Below are 12,979 nucleotides of genomic sequence, written 5' to 3'. Positions count from 1 at the left end.
ATGAATAGATGGTACTGGGTTGGCGGTGTTGGTGTTGCGGCGCTACTTTTCTATCTGACACGTGGGATATTGCTGCCGTTCCTGGCAGGGTTAGCTATTGCCTATTTCCTTGATCCTGTTGCCGACAAGCTTGAGGCTAGAAAAGTGCCACGAAGCTTGGCCGCTGCTATGGTGATCTCACTCTTTTTCTTGCTTATCATTGCTATTCTGTTGGCTTTTTGGCCGGTACTTCAATCCCAGATCGTGGCGGCGTCAAACACGCTACCGAAGACTCTTGCCAACATGCGGCCTTGGCTGAACGAGATGATGCTGACGCTGTCTGAGCGGTTTGGTTCTGACCTATCAACCGATGTCGATGGCCTTGTTGCTAATTTTTCAGGGGAAATACTGGCGAAGGTGCGGGATGCTGCGACAAGCGCACTCAAAAGTGGGCTCGCGCTCTTTAATTTGCTGTCGCTTGCCCTTATTTCGCCGGTTGTTGCCTTCTACCTTCTTCGTGACTGGGACAGGATCGTAGACAAAATTGACGGATGGCTGCCCCCTGCGAGCGGCACAACAGTTCGAGCTCTAGCGACCAAGGTCGACACCGTTCTCGCGGGCTTTGTCAGAGGCCAACTGCTGGTGAGTACGACCATGGGTGTGTTATACGGTGTTGGCTGGGCGCTGACAGGATTGGATTTTGCCATCGTGCTTGGTGTATTGGCGGGTGTGCTTTCTTTCGTTCCCTTTGTCGGAGCCTTGTTTGCGGCCGGTGTTGCTGTTGCCATGGCATTTGGGCAATGGGGTTTTGATCCCCTTCAGATCGCGCTTGTTGCCGGGGCTTTCCTTGTAGTTCAAACCATAGAAGGCGCGTTTTTGACACCTCGCCTGATTGGCGAGCGAGTTGGTTTGCACCCTGTGTGGGTACTGTTCGCAGTTTTCGCTGGCGGTGAGGTCATGGGCTTTGTGGGCGTATTGATTGCTGTGCCTGCGGCAGCGGCAATCGCTGTTCTGGTGCGTTTCTATATCGATCAGTACCTTGACCACTATGACTTGCAGCCAAAAGAGGATGATGTCGAGGTGGAAAAGCTGACGAACGAAGTAACTGCAGAAACGAGTTAGATGGCTGAAAATATTGTTCAAATACCGCTAGATCTTCCGCACAGGCCGAGTTTCGACTTATCCGATTTTATCGTGTCGTCCTCAAATGAAGCCGCGTTTAATGCACTGGATGCATGGCCTGAATGGCCTCATCACGCAATGGCGCTCATCGGCCCCAGGTCTAGTGGTAAGACGCATCTGGCGACAGCGTGGGCTCGTAGGGCTGGCGCCATATGTCTGGACGCCTGTACAAAAGTGGAGACGTTGCCAAGTGGCAAGTCGATCCTGGTTGAGGATGCAGACAAGTCTGGACGCGATGATGAAAGCCTGTTTCATATTTTCAACTGGACCAAAGAGCAGGGCACCAACTTGCTTGTTACAGCGACATCTGCCCCCAACCGGTGGGACGTTGAACTGCCTGATCTCAAGTCGCGGCTTGCGACCTTGCCTGTATCTGAGATTGAAGAACCGGATGATCATCTCTTGATGGTTCTGTTGGTAAAATTGTTTTCTGACAGACAATTACAGGTCGACCTTTCAGTGATAGATTACATTTTACCCAGGATCGAGAGGTCCTTCAGTACAGCAAAAGCGCTGGTGGAAGAGCTTGACCGGCTTGCGCTGGCTGAGAAGCGGAAAATAACGCGCGTTCTTGCCAAAACTTGCCTTGAAGGCGGTACGTGGCAATAATTGTAACAATGTGCGTGTATGGCAACGCATTCAACAGAATGCAGGAGTGGTACAATGGCCGACGGTGATCAGAAACAAACAGTGGATACCTCAGGAAACGGGGCCGCACCGGCGTTACCCAGCCGCGAGGACATTGTAGCCGCTCTGAAAGAAGTTCCGAAGGCAGAGAAGTATCTCAACCGCGAACTCAGCTGGCTCCAGTTCAACATGAGGGTGCTGGAAGAAGCGGAAAACATGCGCCATCCGTTACTGGAACGCCTGCGCTTTCTCTCCATATCAGGGAACAACCTCGACGAATTCTATATGGTGCGGGTTGCAGGCCTGAGGGGCCAGAGCGACCTGAAACTGGAAGTTTTCTCAGATGACGGTCTCACCCCGTTCCAGCAATTGCAGCAGGTGAACGATGTTGCAGAGACCCTTATGGCCAAGCAGCAGAAGGTTTGGGCACAACTCAAGAAAGAAATGCGCAAGGCTGGTATCGCGGTATTGGACGAGGGAAGCCTTGAGGACGCGGACCATGAGTGGATTGAGAATTACTTCCTGGAGAGCGTGCTGCCCGTTCTGACGCCTATTGCGGTTGACCCTGCGCACCCATTCCCGTTCATTCCCAACCTTGGCCTTACCATGGCGCTATCGATGGTGCGAAACAGCGATGGCAAAGCCATGGTGGCGCTGCTGCCCGTGCCGCGCCATGTGCAGCGGTTTATTCGCTTGCCGGGGCAGGGTGACGTACGTTTTATTCCGCTTGAGCGCATGCTTACCCTTTTCCTTGATCAGCTATTTCCTGGATACCGATGCGAAGGCAGCGGTGTGTTCCGTGTGGTGCGTGACAGCGATATCGAGATAGAGGAGGAAGCGGAAGATCTGGTGCGCGTATTTGAAAGCGCGCTTAAGCGCCGCCGGCGTGGTCGAGTCATTCGGCTCAAGATCGAAACGGCGATGCCGGAGAAGCTGCGCAACCTTGTGATCTCCCGCCTTGATGCGGATACGGAAACTGTTGTACTCGTGGACGGTATTGTTGGCATTGATAACACGAGCGAGCTGATCGTCGATGATCTGCCTGACCTCAAATTTGTGCCTTATAACCCACGGTACCCCGAACGTGTACGCGATTCCGGTGGTGATATCTTTGGCGCGATCGCGGCAAAAGACTTTGTCGTGCACCACCCTTACGAATCCTTTGAGGTTGTACACCATTTCCTGCGGCAAGCGGCGCATGACCCGGACGTGGTGGCAATCAAACAGACGCTCTACCGCGCGGGCTCCCAATCGCAAATCATCCGTGCGTTGATTGAGGCTGCTGAAGCAGGCAAATCCGTTACGGCAGTTGTGGAGTTGAAAGCACGGTTTGATGAAGAGCAGAACATCAAATGGGCGCGGGACCTCGAACGCGCCGGTGTGCATGTGGTGTTTGGCTTCATTGACCTGAAAACGCATGCGAAGGTATCGATGGTCGTGCGCCGGGAAAACGGCAAACTTCGCAGCTACTGCCACTTTGGCACAGGTAACTACCACCCGGTGACCGCCAGAATTTATACAGATCTCTCGTTCTTTACCGCGGACCCGGCGCTAGCGCGGGATGCAAACCGCATGTTCAACTATCTGACCGGTTACGTTGAGCCCGCAGGGCTGGAGAAGCTCATTCTTTCCCCGTTTGCGCTACGTGACCAGCTTGTGAGGCATATAGACCGGGAGATCGAAATCGCGCGGTCAGGCGCACCTGCGGCCATATGGGTGAAGCTCAATTCACTTTTGGATGCCAAGATCATCGACAAGCTTTATGAAGCTTCCTGTAATGGCGTTCAGATTGATCTGGTTATCCGCGGTATCTGCACGCTTAGGCCCGGTATCCCGAACCTGAGCGAGAATATACGTGTGCGGTCCATCGTTGGGCGTTTTCTGGAGCATGCCCGTATATGCTGTTTTGGTAACGGTCATGGCTTGCCATCCCGGCAGGCCAAGGTATTTATCTCGTCCGCTGACTGGATGCCACGCAACTTTGATCGCCGCGTTGAAACACTGGTTCCGATAGAGAATCCAACGGTACATGACCAGATAATGGGACAGGTTATGTCTGCGAACCTGAAGGATAATGCCCAGAGCTGGACAATGAACCCTGACGGCTCGTTTGACCGTATCGTCGCCAAAGATGATACCAAGGAATTCATTGCGCATCATTATTTCATGACAAACAGTTCCCTTTCTGGCCGAGGTAAGGCATTAGGGGGCGACCGGAAGATCGAGCCGGTGATCGCGTATGACATCAAGGAATAATATGTATGTTTGAGGCCGTTGCGCACGCAGAGCAATATCTTGCAGTTATCGATATTGGTTCAAACTCTGTGCGGCTTGTTGTTTTCTCCGGCCAGCGGCGCGTACCAGATACTATTTTCAACGAGAAGATGATGTGTGGCCTGGGCGCTGAACTCGGCGCTACCGGCAGGATGGGCAGGTCTTCCATCAAGCTCGCAATTTCCACACTCAAGCGCTTTAAAGCGCTATGTGACCAGATGGAGGTCAAGCATATCCACGCCATCGCAACAGCGGCGGTGCGTGATGCGAAAAATGGTCCTGCATTTGTCCGGCAGGTTAAAAAAGAGTGCGGCATTGATATCTCCGTCATCGAAGGTGTCGAGGAAGGGCGGCTTTCAGCTTCTGGCGTACTATCCGGCGAACCTGCCGCAACTGGCCTGATGGGTGATTTGGGAGGTGGTTCGCTTGAGCTCGCGCAGTTAAAAGACGGCCACGTTCTCCACACAGTAAGTTTACCCATTGGCCCGATGCGCCTAATGAGCAAGTTTGGCACAAACCGGCGAGACATCAGGCGTTTCCTGCGCGAAGAGTTTGCCAAACTTGAATGGTTGGCGGATTGCAGCGGCCAGAACTTGTATCTGGTTGGTGGCGCCTGGCGGAATATCGCCAAACTGATGATGCGGGAGAAATCCAACCCTCTTCCCATATTGCACGGTTACCGCACGAGCCGAAGCGAAATGACCGATTATTGCCGCAGGCTCAGCCGTTTGCGCCCGCAAGATATCCCGTTTGGAAACTCGCTTCCCGAAGCACGGCGTGAGGTGCTGCCGGTAGCGGCTGTTATTCTGTCCGAAGTGATGGCGGCAATACGCGCCCGGTCCGCGATCGTTTCAACATACGGTTTGCGGGAAGGGTTCATCTTTGATCGCTTGACAGATGACACTCGAAAGATGGATCCGTTTATCTTTACGTGCCACGTACTGGCCGCTGAACGGTGTCGTTTTCCTGAACACTCTGACACGATCTACGAGTGGACGAGACCTTTGTTCCAGCGAAAAGTTTCTGACCCGGATCATCGGGACAAGCTCCATCACGCAATTTGCCTGCTGGGTGATATCGCGTGGCGCGGTCATCCTGACTTCAGGGCTGAAAAGGCGGTTGAGACCGTGTTGCATGGCCACTTTGTTGGGCTGAGCCACCGGGATAGGGCGTATTTGGCTGTTGCTTTAAACCAGGCTTATGGTGCGGCTATTGATGCGTCCCACGTGGCGCACATCCTGCCGCTTCTAAAGATCAATGAGCTGATGGAAGCCCGTATGATGGGGGCTTCACTCAGACTCGCGCAGCGGCTTTCAGGAGGTGCTGTCACGGCCCTTACGGTATCCCGCCTTCGTATCACAAAAGCTAAGCTATTTCTTGGTGTGCCGAGGTCTTATAAGGACCTCACAAACGATGTGGTGCTCAAGCGCCTTACCCAACTCGCCCAGCTTATGGGCAGACGTCCTGTGATAGAATTCCCGAGAAATATGAATACGATTAAGGCTTAGTCTTCCTGCCCGTCATGAGAGCCTTCATCCAAGTCTTCATCGTCCGCGAGCAGTTCAACCACATCGATATCGCCGTTGCGCGCAGTTAGGCCAAGGTCGCCTTCCATCAGCTTGACGGCATCAGCCCCGAAAATCTTATACCGCCAACCATGCATAGCTTTGATGTCCGTGGTTTCCGGTTCCGCTGCCCAGGCTTCTATCTCTTGTGAGCTTGCCACCATACGGGCGGCGACTTTGGCCTGCTGGCTCTTGATCTTCAAAAGCACCTTCAGAAGATCAGCCATAGGAGGTGTTGCGGGACGTGGTTTTGCGCGTTCGATATGCGGCAAGTCCTTGTCCGGTATATTCATGCCAGCCTCAAGTGCTTCCAGCATGCTTTTGCCAGCGCGGGAGCGGCTGAAGCCTTTGGGAATGCCGCGGATCCGGTCAAGTGCGGTCTCATCCCTTGGCGGGTGAGCTGCAATCTCAAACAGTGTTTCATCTTTCGCCACACGGTTGCGGGGCAGGTCGCGTTCTTGCGCCTGACGTTCCCGCCACGCGGCAAGCTCCTGCAAAAGGCCAAGAAAGCGCGGCTTGTTGGTGCGCACCTTCAGGCGTTGCCAAGCATCTTCCGGCGCGATCCAGTACAGATTTGTATCGCGCAGCACAGCCATTTCCTCGTCAACCCAGGCCTCACGACCCGTGGCTTGAAGTTCTGCACTCAGGCGGCGATAAATGGTCCGCAAATAGGTGACATCACCAAGCGCATAGTTGAGCTGAGTGTCAGAAAGCGGGCGCTTCGACCAATCTGTATACCGGGCGGATTTATCAAGTTGCGCTTTCGCGATTTTGGTCACGAGCGTTTCATAACCCACCGAATCACCAAAGCCGCACACCATGGCCGCAACCTGTGTATCGAACACAGGTTTGGGCAGATCGTTCATCAGGAGGTAGAAAATCTCCATATCCTGACGGCAGGCGTGTAGGACCTTGAGCACTTTTTCATTGGCAAAAAGGTCAAGAAGTGGCTGTAGGTCAAGGCCTTCAGCGAGGGGATCAATTGCATGCGCTCCATCATCGTCAGCAACCTGAACAAGGCAAAGCTTGGGATAATAAGTGTTATCCCGCAAAAACTCAGTATCAACCGTAATGAATTCCGCTTGTTCCCAGCGTTTGCAAAGTGAAATTAACTCGTTGGTGTCCGTTATCGGCTGCATGCAAATATCCGTTGTTGTTTGCGGCATCTAATACACAACGTAGAGGCAGCCGTCACCCTTTCTCTACATTCATGTTATCGTGGTCTTGACATTCGACCCCATTCATGCGCTTTTCCGGGCCAAATTTGTACGTAATTTTGTACGCTCAAGACACTAAAAAAGACGTAGGATACCATGCACGCATATCGCTCACACACCTGTAACGAGCTTCGCCACAGTAATGTTGGCGATACGGTCCGGCTTTCTGGCTGGGTTCACCGCAAACGGGACCATGGCGGTCTGCTTTTCATCGACCTGCGTGACAATTATGGTATCACCCAGCTTGTGTTTGATACGGACAGCAAGTGTTTTGGTGAGGCTGAAGCCGTTCGCGCTGAAAGTGTTATCCGCATCGATGGCCGTGTGAAAGCACGCACCGAAGAAACGGTCAACAAGGACCTGCCAACAGGTGACGTTGAGATCTATGTGGATGATATGGAAATGTTGTCTGCGGCTGGTGATCTGCCGATGCCTGTGTTTGGCGACACCGAGTATCCAGAAGACATTCGTCTCAAGTACCGGTTCCTTGACCTGCGTCGCGAGCGGCTGCATAAAAACATCCTACTGCGCTCGGGTGTGATCAACAGCCTGCGTCGCCGCATGATCGATCAGAACTTTACCGAGTTCCAGACTCCGATCCTGACAGCGTCTTCGCCTGAGGGGGCACGTGACTTCCTGGTGCCAGCACGTCAGCATCCCGGCAAATTCTATGCGCTACCGCAAGCGCCACAGCAGTTCAAACAGCTGATCATGGTTTCCGGTTTTGACAGGTATTTCCAGATCGCACCTTGTTTCCGCGACGAAGATGCGCGTGCCGACCGCAGCCCAGGCGAGTTCTACCAGCTCGACGTTGAAATGAGCTTCGTGACGCAAGACGATGTTTTCAACGCGATCGAGCCTGTGCTGGTTGGTGTGTTCAAGGAATTTTCCGACAAGAAAATCACCGAAGCGCCGTTTCCGCGCATCGCTTATAAAGAATCGATGCTCAAGTACGGCAACGACAAACCAGACCTTCGGAACCCGATTGAAATTCAGGACGTGACGGAAATCTTCCGTGGCTCTGGTTTTGGTATCTTCGCCGGCATGATCGAGAACGGTTCCATTGTCCGCGCTATTCCGGCGCCAGAGGCGGGCCTGAAATCACGCAAGTTCTTTGACGGCATGAATGACTGGGCAAAACGGGAAGGTTTCGCGGGCCTTGGTTATATCAACATCAAAGAAGGCGTTCCTGGTGGCCCGATTGCCAAGAACCTGGGCGAAGAGCGCACAGCACAGCTTGTTGAACAGCTTGGCCTGGGCGCTAATGACGGTGTGTTCTTTGCGTGTGACAAAGAAGCAGGGGCCGCCAAGCTTGCGGGCGTTGCGCGTACCAAGGTTGGTGAAGACCTGGAGCTTATCGCGGATGACGAGTTCAAGTTCTGCTGGATTGTCGATTACCCAATGTTCGAATATAACGAAGACGAAAAACGTATCGACTTCTCTCACAACCCGTTCTCCATGCCACAAGGCGGCATGGAAGCGCTTGAGAACAGCGATCCGCTTGATGTGCTTGCTTACCAGTATGATATTGTTTGTAACGGCATCGAGCTTTCGTCTGGCGCTATCCGGAACCACCGGCCAGACATCATGATCAAGGCCTTTGGCCTTGCGGGCTATGATGAAGCAACGGTTGAGGCTGAGTTTGGCGGTATGCTGAATGCGTTTAAGTATGGCGCCCCTCCACACGGTGGCTTGGCACCGGGTGTTGACCGCATGGTGATGCTGCTGGCTGATGAGCCGAACATCCGCGAGGTCATCCTGTTCCCGATGAACCAGAAGGCGGAAGACCTGATGATGGGTGCGCCGTGCGAGGTAACGCCGAAGCAGCTTCGAGAGTTGCACATCCGCTGCGTCGAGCCGGTGAAAAAAGAAACAGAGTAAAACACCATGATGGGGCCCGCGCGGCCCCATCTTGCCATTGGGGGCAGGGTAGACTGCCCAGCCCAAAGACCAAACCAATAGTGAGACCGTCCGAATGACAGATAAAATCCTCATCCTAGATTTTGGCTCACAAGTAACACAACTGATTGCTCGCCGCGTGCGTGAAGCAGGCGTTTACTGTGAAATCGTTCCCTTCAATGCTGCAGCAGAGATACTGGGCAGTTTTAACCCAGCTGGTATCATTCTCGGTGGTGGGCCGGCGAGCGTTACGCACGCTGATACACCGCGTGCGCCTGACCGTATTTACACCATGGGCATTCCAATCCTTGGCATCTGTTATGGCCAACAAACCATGGTGGCCCAGCTTGGCGGTAATGTTACATCCTCTGACCATCAGGAGTTTGGTCGGGCGTTTGTAGACGTGAAGAAGCCATGCGCGCTGTTCGATGGTGTCTGGAACATTGGTGACCGTGAGCAAGTGTGGATGAGCCATGGTGACCATGTGGACGGCCTGCCTAAAGGCTTCGAGGTTGTTGCGACAAGCGAAGGTGCACCATTTGCTGTTGTGGCGGATGATGAGCGCCGCTTCTATGGTGTGCAGTTCCACCCGGAAGTGGTGCACACGCCGCACGGCGCGCAGCTTATCCAGAATTTTGTAAAGAATATCTGTGGCTGTAAAGGCGACTGGACTATGGCCAGTTTCCGGGAAACCAAGATCAAGGAAATTCGCGACCAGGTTGGCGACGGCAAGGTTATCTGTGGTCTATCCGGCGGTGTGGATAGCTCTGTTGTTGCAGTCCTGATCCATGAAGCAATTGGTGACCAGCTTACCTGCGTTTATGTTGATCATGGTCTTATGCGCCACGGTGAGAGCGATCAGGTCGTTAGCCTGTTCCGCGAGCACTACAACATCAACCTTGTGCACAGGGATGCGTCTGAGCTGTTCCTTGGTGCGCTTGCGGGCGTATCAGACCCTGAAACCAAACGCAAAACCATCGGTAAACTCTTTATCGATGTGTTTGAAGAAGAGGCACGCGCTGTTGGCGGCGCAGACTTCCTCGCTCAGGGCACGCTCTACCCGGATGTGATCGAGTCAGTTTCGTTCATTGGTGGGCCATCGGTGACCATTAAATCACACCATAATGTGGGTGGCTTGCCAGAGCGCATGAACATGGCGCTTGTGGAGCCACTGCGAGAGCTCTTCAAGGATGAAGTGCGTGAGTTAGGCCGTGAACTTGGGCTACATAATGATTTTGTCAGCCGCCACCCGTTCCCAGGCCCGGGTCTTGCGATCCGTATCCCAGGCGAGATCACGCGCGAAAAAGCCGATATCCTCAGGAAAGCCGATGCCATTTATCTGGAAGAGATCAGAAACGCTGGGCTTTACGACACCATCTGGCAGGCTTTTGCTGTTCTGTTGCCGGTTAAAACGGTTGGTGTCATGGGTGACGCCCGCACTTATGACCATGTGTGTGCGCTGCGGGCTGTTACCTCCACAGATGGCATGACAGCAGACTATTACCCGTTCCCACATGATTTCCTTGGCCGCACGGCAACCCGCATCATCAATGAAGTACGTGGTATCAACCGCGTGGTCTATGACGTGACGTCCAAACCGCCCGGAACGATTGAGTGGGAATAATCCTGCGCAGTAAATGCATAATGTCTTCCAGCACAGCGCTGAACTTTGGCTGAACGCTATGTAGTTTCTACCACAAATTAGGAGCTTGCCTCATGCGCATGTTATTGCTTTTATCGATAATGTTGATATCAACCTTTGTAACCGCGACGGCGCAGGATATAGCTATGTTTACTAAAGAAGAGTTCGCAAAAATCAGGTTTCTGGAGGGCCGCTGGGTAGGCAAGGCCCCGGACGGTACTGAGTTCTATGAAGAATATGCCTTTCCTTCGGACGTTGAAATGCAATCTCGAAGGGCCACGGACAGTACATTCGCCAAGTTTTCGGACGGCAGCGTCGTCGCGCTTGACGATGGTTTAGTCACCTCAACGTGGGGTGAGTTCAACTGGCGGGCCTCCAGTATCACAGCAGACGCGGTGCACTTTGAACCTATTAATGCACCTAGTTCATTCTCGTGGCGGCGGCTATCTGTAGATGAAATTGCTGTCGTACAGGAGTGGACGGACGAAAATGGTGAAGCACAATCTTATACCGTGAGCCTGAATAGGGTAAAATGATCGCTGGCTTTCGCTGGACTTTTGATTGTGGAAGCCAATATGTAGGTAAGGTAGGTTAACTTGATACCGTTAGGTAGGAGACATCCTGCATCCCATAGAATGTTTCCGGAAAGTGATTGTCCATGTCAACAGAACCCAAAGACGTATCCGTAGACGCGCGGCCCAAGCGCCAGCAAACCGCCAAGAATATTGCCGGACGCAAAGGTGGCACGCCCGTTGTGTGCCTAACAGCCTATATTACACCAATGGCGGCGCGGCTTGATAAACACTGCGACCTCCTTCTGGTTGGTGACAGTGTTGGTATGGTGCTCTATGGGCTGGAAAGTACGCTCGCGGTTGATCTGGAAACCATGATTCGTCATGGTCGGGCAGTATGCCGCGGCGCAAAACAAGCGCTTGTTGTAATCGATATGCCATTCGGCTCCTATGAGGAATCAAAAGAGCAGGCGTTCAGGAATGCCGCTCGCGTTTTATCGGAAACCGGCGCGGGTGCTGTGAAGCTTGAAGGCGGTGTTGAGATGGCCGAAACGGTTCGTTTCCTCACCCATCGCGGCATTCCGGTGCTTGGTCACGTTGGTCTCATGCCACAATCTGTGAATACAAATGGTGGATATGGCGCGCGTGGCCGCTCGGTCGACGAATGGCAGCCCATCATTGATGATGCAAAAGCGATTGCAGAAGCAGGCGCCTTCTCAGTCGTTCTGGAGGGTGTCGCGGAGCCGCTTGCGCGTAAGGTAACTGCAGAAGTTCCCGTGCCTGTGATAGGAATTGGTGCATCGAACGCATGTGACGGGCAAATCCTCGTTACTGAGGATATGCTTGGCCTGTTTGCCATTAACCCCAAGTTTGTTAAGCGTTTTGCGGAGATTGGTCACGACATTGAAGAAGCCATTGGCTCGTATGCGCGCGAAGTTCGCAGTCGTGCTTTCCCGGGTGAGGAACACACTTACAAGATGCGCGGTGCGAACAGTTAACTCGCTCGCTATGCTTTACGTTTGCCAGATTGGCTTCACTGGGTCCATTTTCGAACAGGTAGTCTATTTATGGCAATCGTCTATCTTGCGCCAGCGACCGAAAAAACCATTGGTGGCGTAAAAGTAATCTATAGGCATGCAGAGTTATTGGCGGGTCAAGGTATTGATTGCCAAGTCTTTCATCCCTCCAACCCAGACTTTTCATGCACGTGGTTTGATCATAATGCACCCATTAAGAGGGAGCCCGGCTTCGACAAGAAAAATGATTTTTTTGTAGTGCCGGAAGCTTGGGTTGCCACCTCAGGTCGTCAGTGCATGGCCCAAAAGGCCCGCTTTGCTGTTTTTGTCCAGAATGGTTATTTGTTTTCACAAGGGTACGACCCTCAGAACTATGATCAGTTGCGAGAGGTCTATGAGGCCGCTGATCTTATACTGTCTATCTCTGACGATACTTCCTCGATGATCAAATTGGCATTCCCGACGCTTGCGGCTGAGAAAATTGTTAGGGTACAACTGAGCGTCGGCAATATCTTTAGCGATGCGGGTGTACGCAAAAAAAAGCTCATTAGCTATATGCCCCGGCGTCTCACCCAACATAGTTCTTTGGTTGAGTTCTTCCTGAAGGAACACATGCCGAGCGAGTGGAAGCTTCAGCCCGTTGACGGCTTGACGGAAAACGGGGTCGCCGGAAAGCTGGCCCAGAGTTCCATTTTTCTTTCGTTCTCTGCGATGGAGGGGGTGGGGTTGCCTCCGCTTGAGGCCGCGCTGTGTGGTAATGTTGTGGTTGGCTATACTGGCGAAGCTGGTAAGGAGTACTTTGAACCTCCGGTGTTCAAAGAGGTCCTGAATGGTGATTTCAAATCATTTGTTAAACAGGTCCTTGCAGCAACTGACTATGTGGATGACGGGTCCACGGCCTCTGCTGCGTTTCATGAGGGCGTCGCGCGGGTGAGGAAGGCCTATTCTCGAGAGCGTGAACTTGAAAGGCTTCTGGCGTTTAACGAGCGCGTAAAAAGTATCTTCTGAATGCCAAGTGATGCTATGGGCGATGTCAAGTTTGAGCAGTATCTATCTGCCGAAAAAT

Annotated in this window: 10 protein-coding genes; 9 read left to right on the top strand and 1 reads right to left on the bottom strand. The window is 52.9% G+C overall.

All coding sequences use genetic code 11. The features are described 5' to 3' along the window. Genes ACOOGA_RS00265 through ACOOGA_RS00250 form a run of 4 tightly spaced genes read left to right on the top strand, consistent with a single transcriptional unit; the run spans position 1 to position 5,570 of the window. Positions 1-1,101: an AI-2E family transporter gene (locus ACOOGA_RS00265; protein ID WP_417460790.1), complete on the top strand. Its 1,101-nt coding sequence runs from the start codon at positions 1-3 to the stop codon at positions 1,099-1,101. Next, on the top strand, positions 1,102-1,770 hold the full coding sequence (locus ACOOGA_RS00260) for an HdaA/DnaA family protein (RefSeq protein ID WP_417460789.1): 669 nt from the start codon (positions 1,102-1,104) through the stop codon (positions 1,768-1,770). A gap of 54 nt (positions 1,771-1,824) precedes the next feature. Further along, complete coding sequence (locus ACOOGA_RS00255; protein WP_417460788.1) at positions 1,825-4,044, top strand: RNA degradosome polyphosphate kinase; 2,220 nt, start codon at positions 1,825-1,827, stop codon at positions 4,042-4,044. Positions 4,045-4,049: 5 nt separating this feature from the next. Beyond that, entirely contained in the window at positions 4,050-5,570 is a 1,521-nt protein-coding gene (locus tag ACOOGA_RS00250) for a Ppx/GppA family phosphatase (RefSeq protein ID WP_417460787.1), read from the top strand. Here ACOOGA_RS00250 and rnd read toward each other — a convergent pair. Then, entirely contained in the window at positions 5,567-6,766 is a 1,200-nt protein-coding gene (rnd, locus tag ACOOGA_RS00245) for a ribonuclease D (RefSeq protein WP_417460786.1), read from the bottom strand. The genes ACOOGA_RS00250 and rnd overlap by 4 nt on opposite strands. 174 nt (positions 6,767-6,940) lie before the next feature. On the opposite strand from rnd, the gene aspS reads away from it, so the two are divergent. The 5 genes from aspS (at position 6,941) to ACOOGA_RS00220 (ending at position 12,921) form a co-directional block, all read left to right on the top strand. After that, the gene (gene aspS, locus ACOOGA_RS00240; protein WP_417460785.1) at positions 6,941-8,725 is read left to right on the top strand and encodes an aspartate--tRNA ligase; all 1,785 of its coding nucleotides are present in this window, start codon (positions 6,941-6,943) and stop codon (positions 8,723-8,725) included. 94 nt (positions 8,726-8,819) lie between these two features. After that, positions 8,820-10,367 (top strand): glutamine-hydrolyzing GMP synthase, encoded by a 1,548-nt coding sequence (guaA, locus tag ACOOGA_RS00235; RefSeq protein WP_417460784.1) that lies wholly within the window; start codon positions 8,820-8,822, stop codon positions 10,365-10,367. 164 nt (positions 10,368-10,531) lie between these two features. Beyond that, positions 10,532-10,921, top strand: coding sequence for a hypothetical protein (locus tag ACOOGA_RS00230; RefSeq protein ID WP_417460772.1), 390 nt, complete (start codon positions 10,532-10,534; stop codon positions 10,919-10,921). A gap of 122 nt (positions 10,922-11,043) precedes the next feature. Beyond that, on the top strand, positions 11,044-11,895 hold the full coding sequence (panB, locus tag ACOOGA_RS00225) for a 3-methyl-2-oxobutanoate hydroxymethyltransferase (protein ID WP_417460771.1): 852 nt from the start codon (positions 11,044-11,046) through the stop codon (positions 11,893-11,895). Positions 11,896-11,964: 69 nt separating this feature from the next. Next, the gene (locus ACOOGA_RS00220) at positions 11,965-12,921 is read left to right on the top strand and encodes a hypothetical protein (RefSeq protein ID WP_417460770.1); all 957 of its coding nucleotides are present in this window, start codon (positions 11,965-11,967) and stop codon (positions 12,919-12,921) included. Positions 12,922-12,979: the final 58 nt, after the last annotated feature.

Origin of the sequence: Kordiimonas sp., assembly GCF_965216265.1 — a bacterium.
Classification (GTDB): domain Bacteria; phylum Pseudomonadota; class Alphaproteobacteria; order Sphingomonadales; family Kordiimonadaceae; genus Kordiimonas.
The sequence above is the reverse complement of the archived record's forward strand: the minus strand, read 5'-3'. Positions and strand labels throughout refer to the sequence as shown.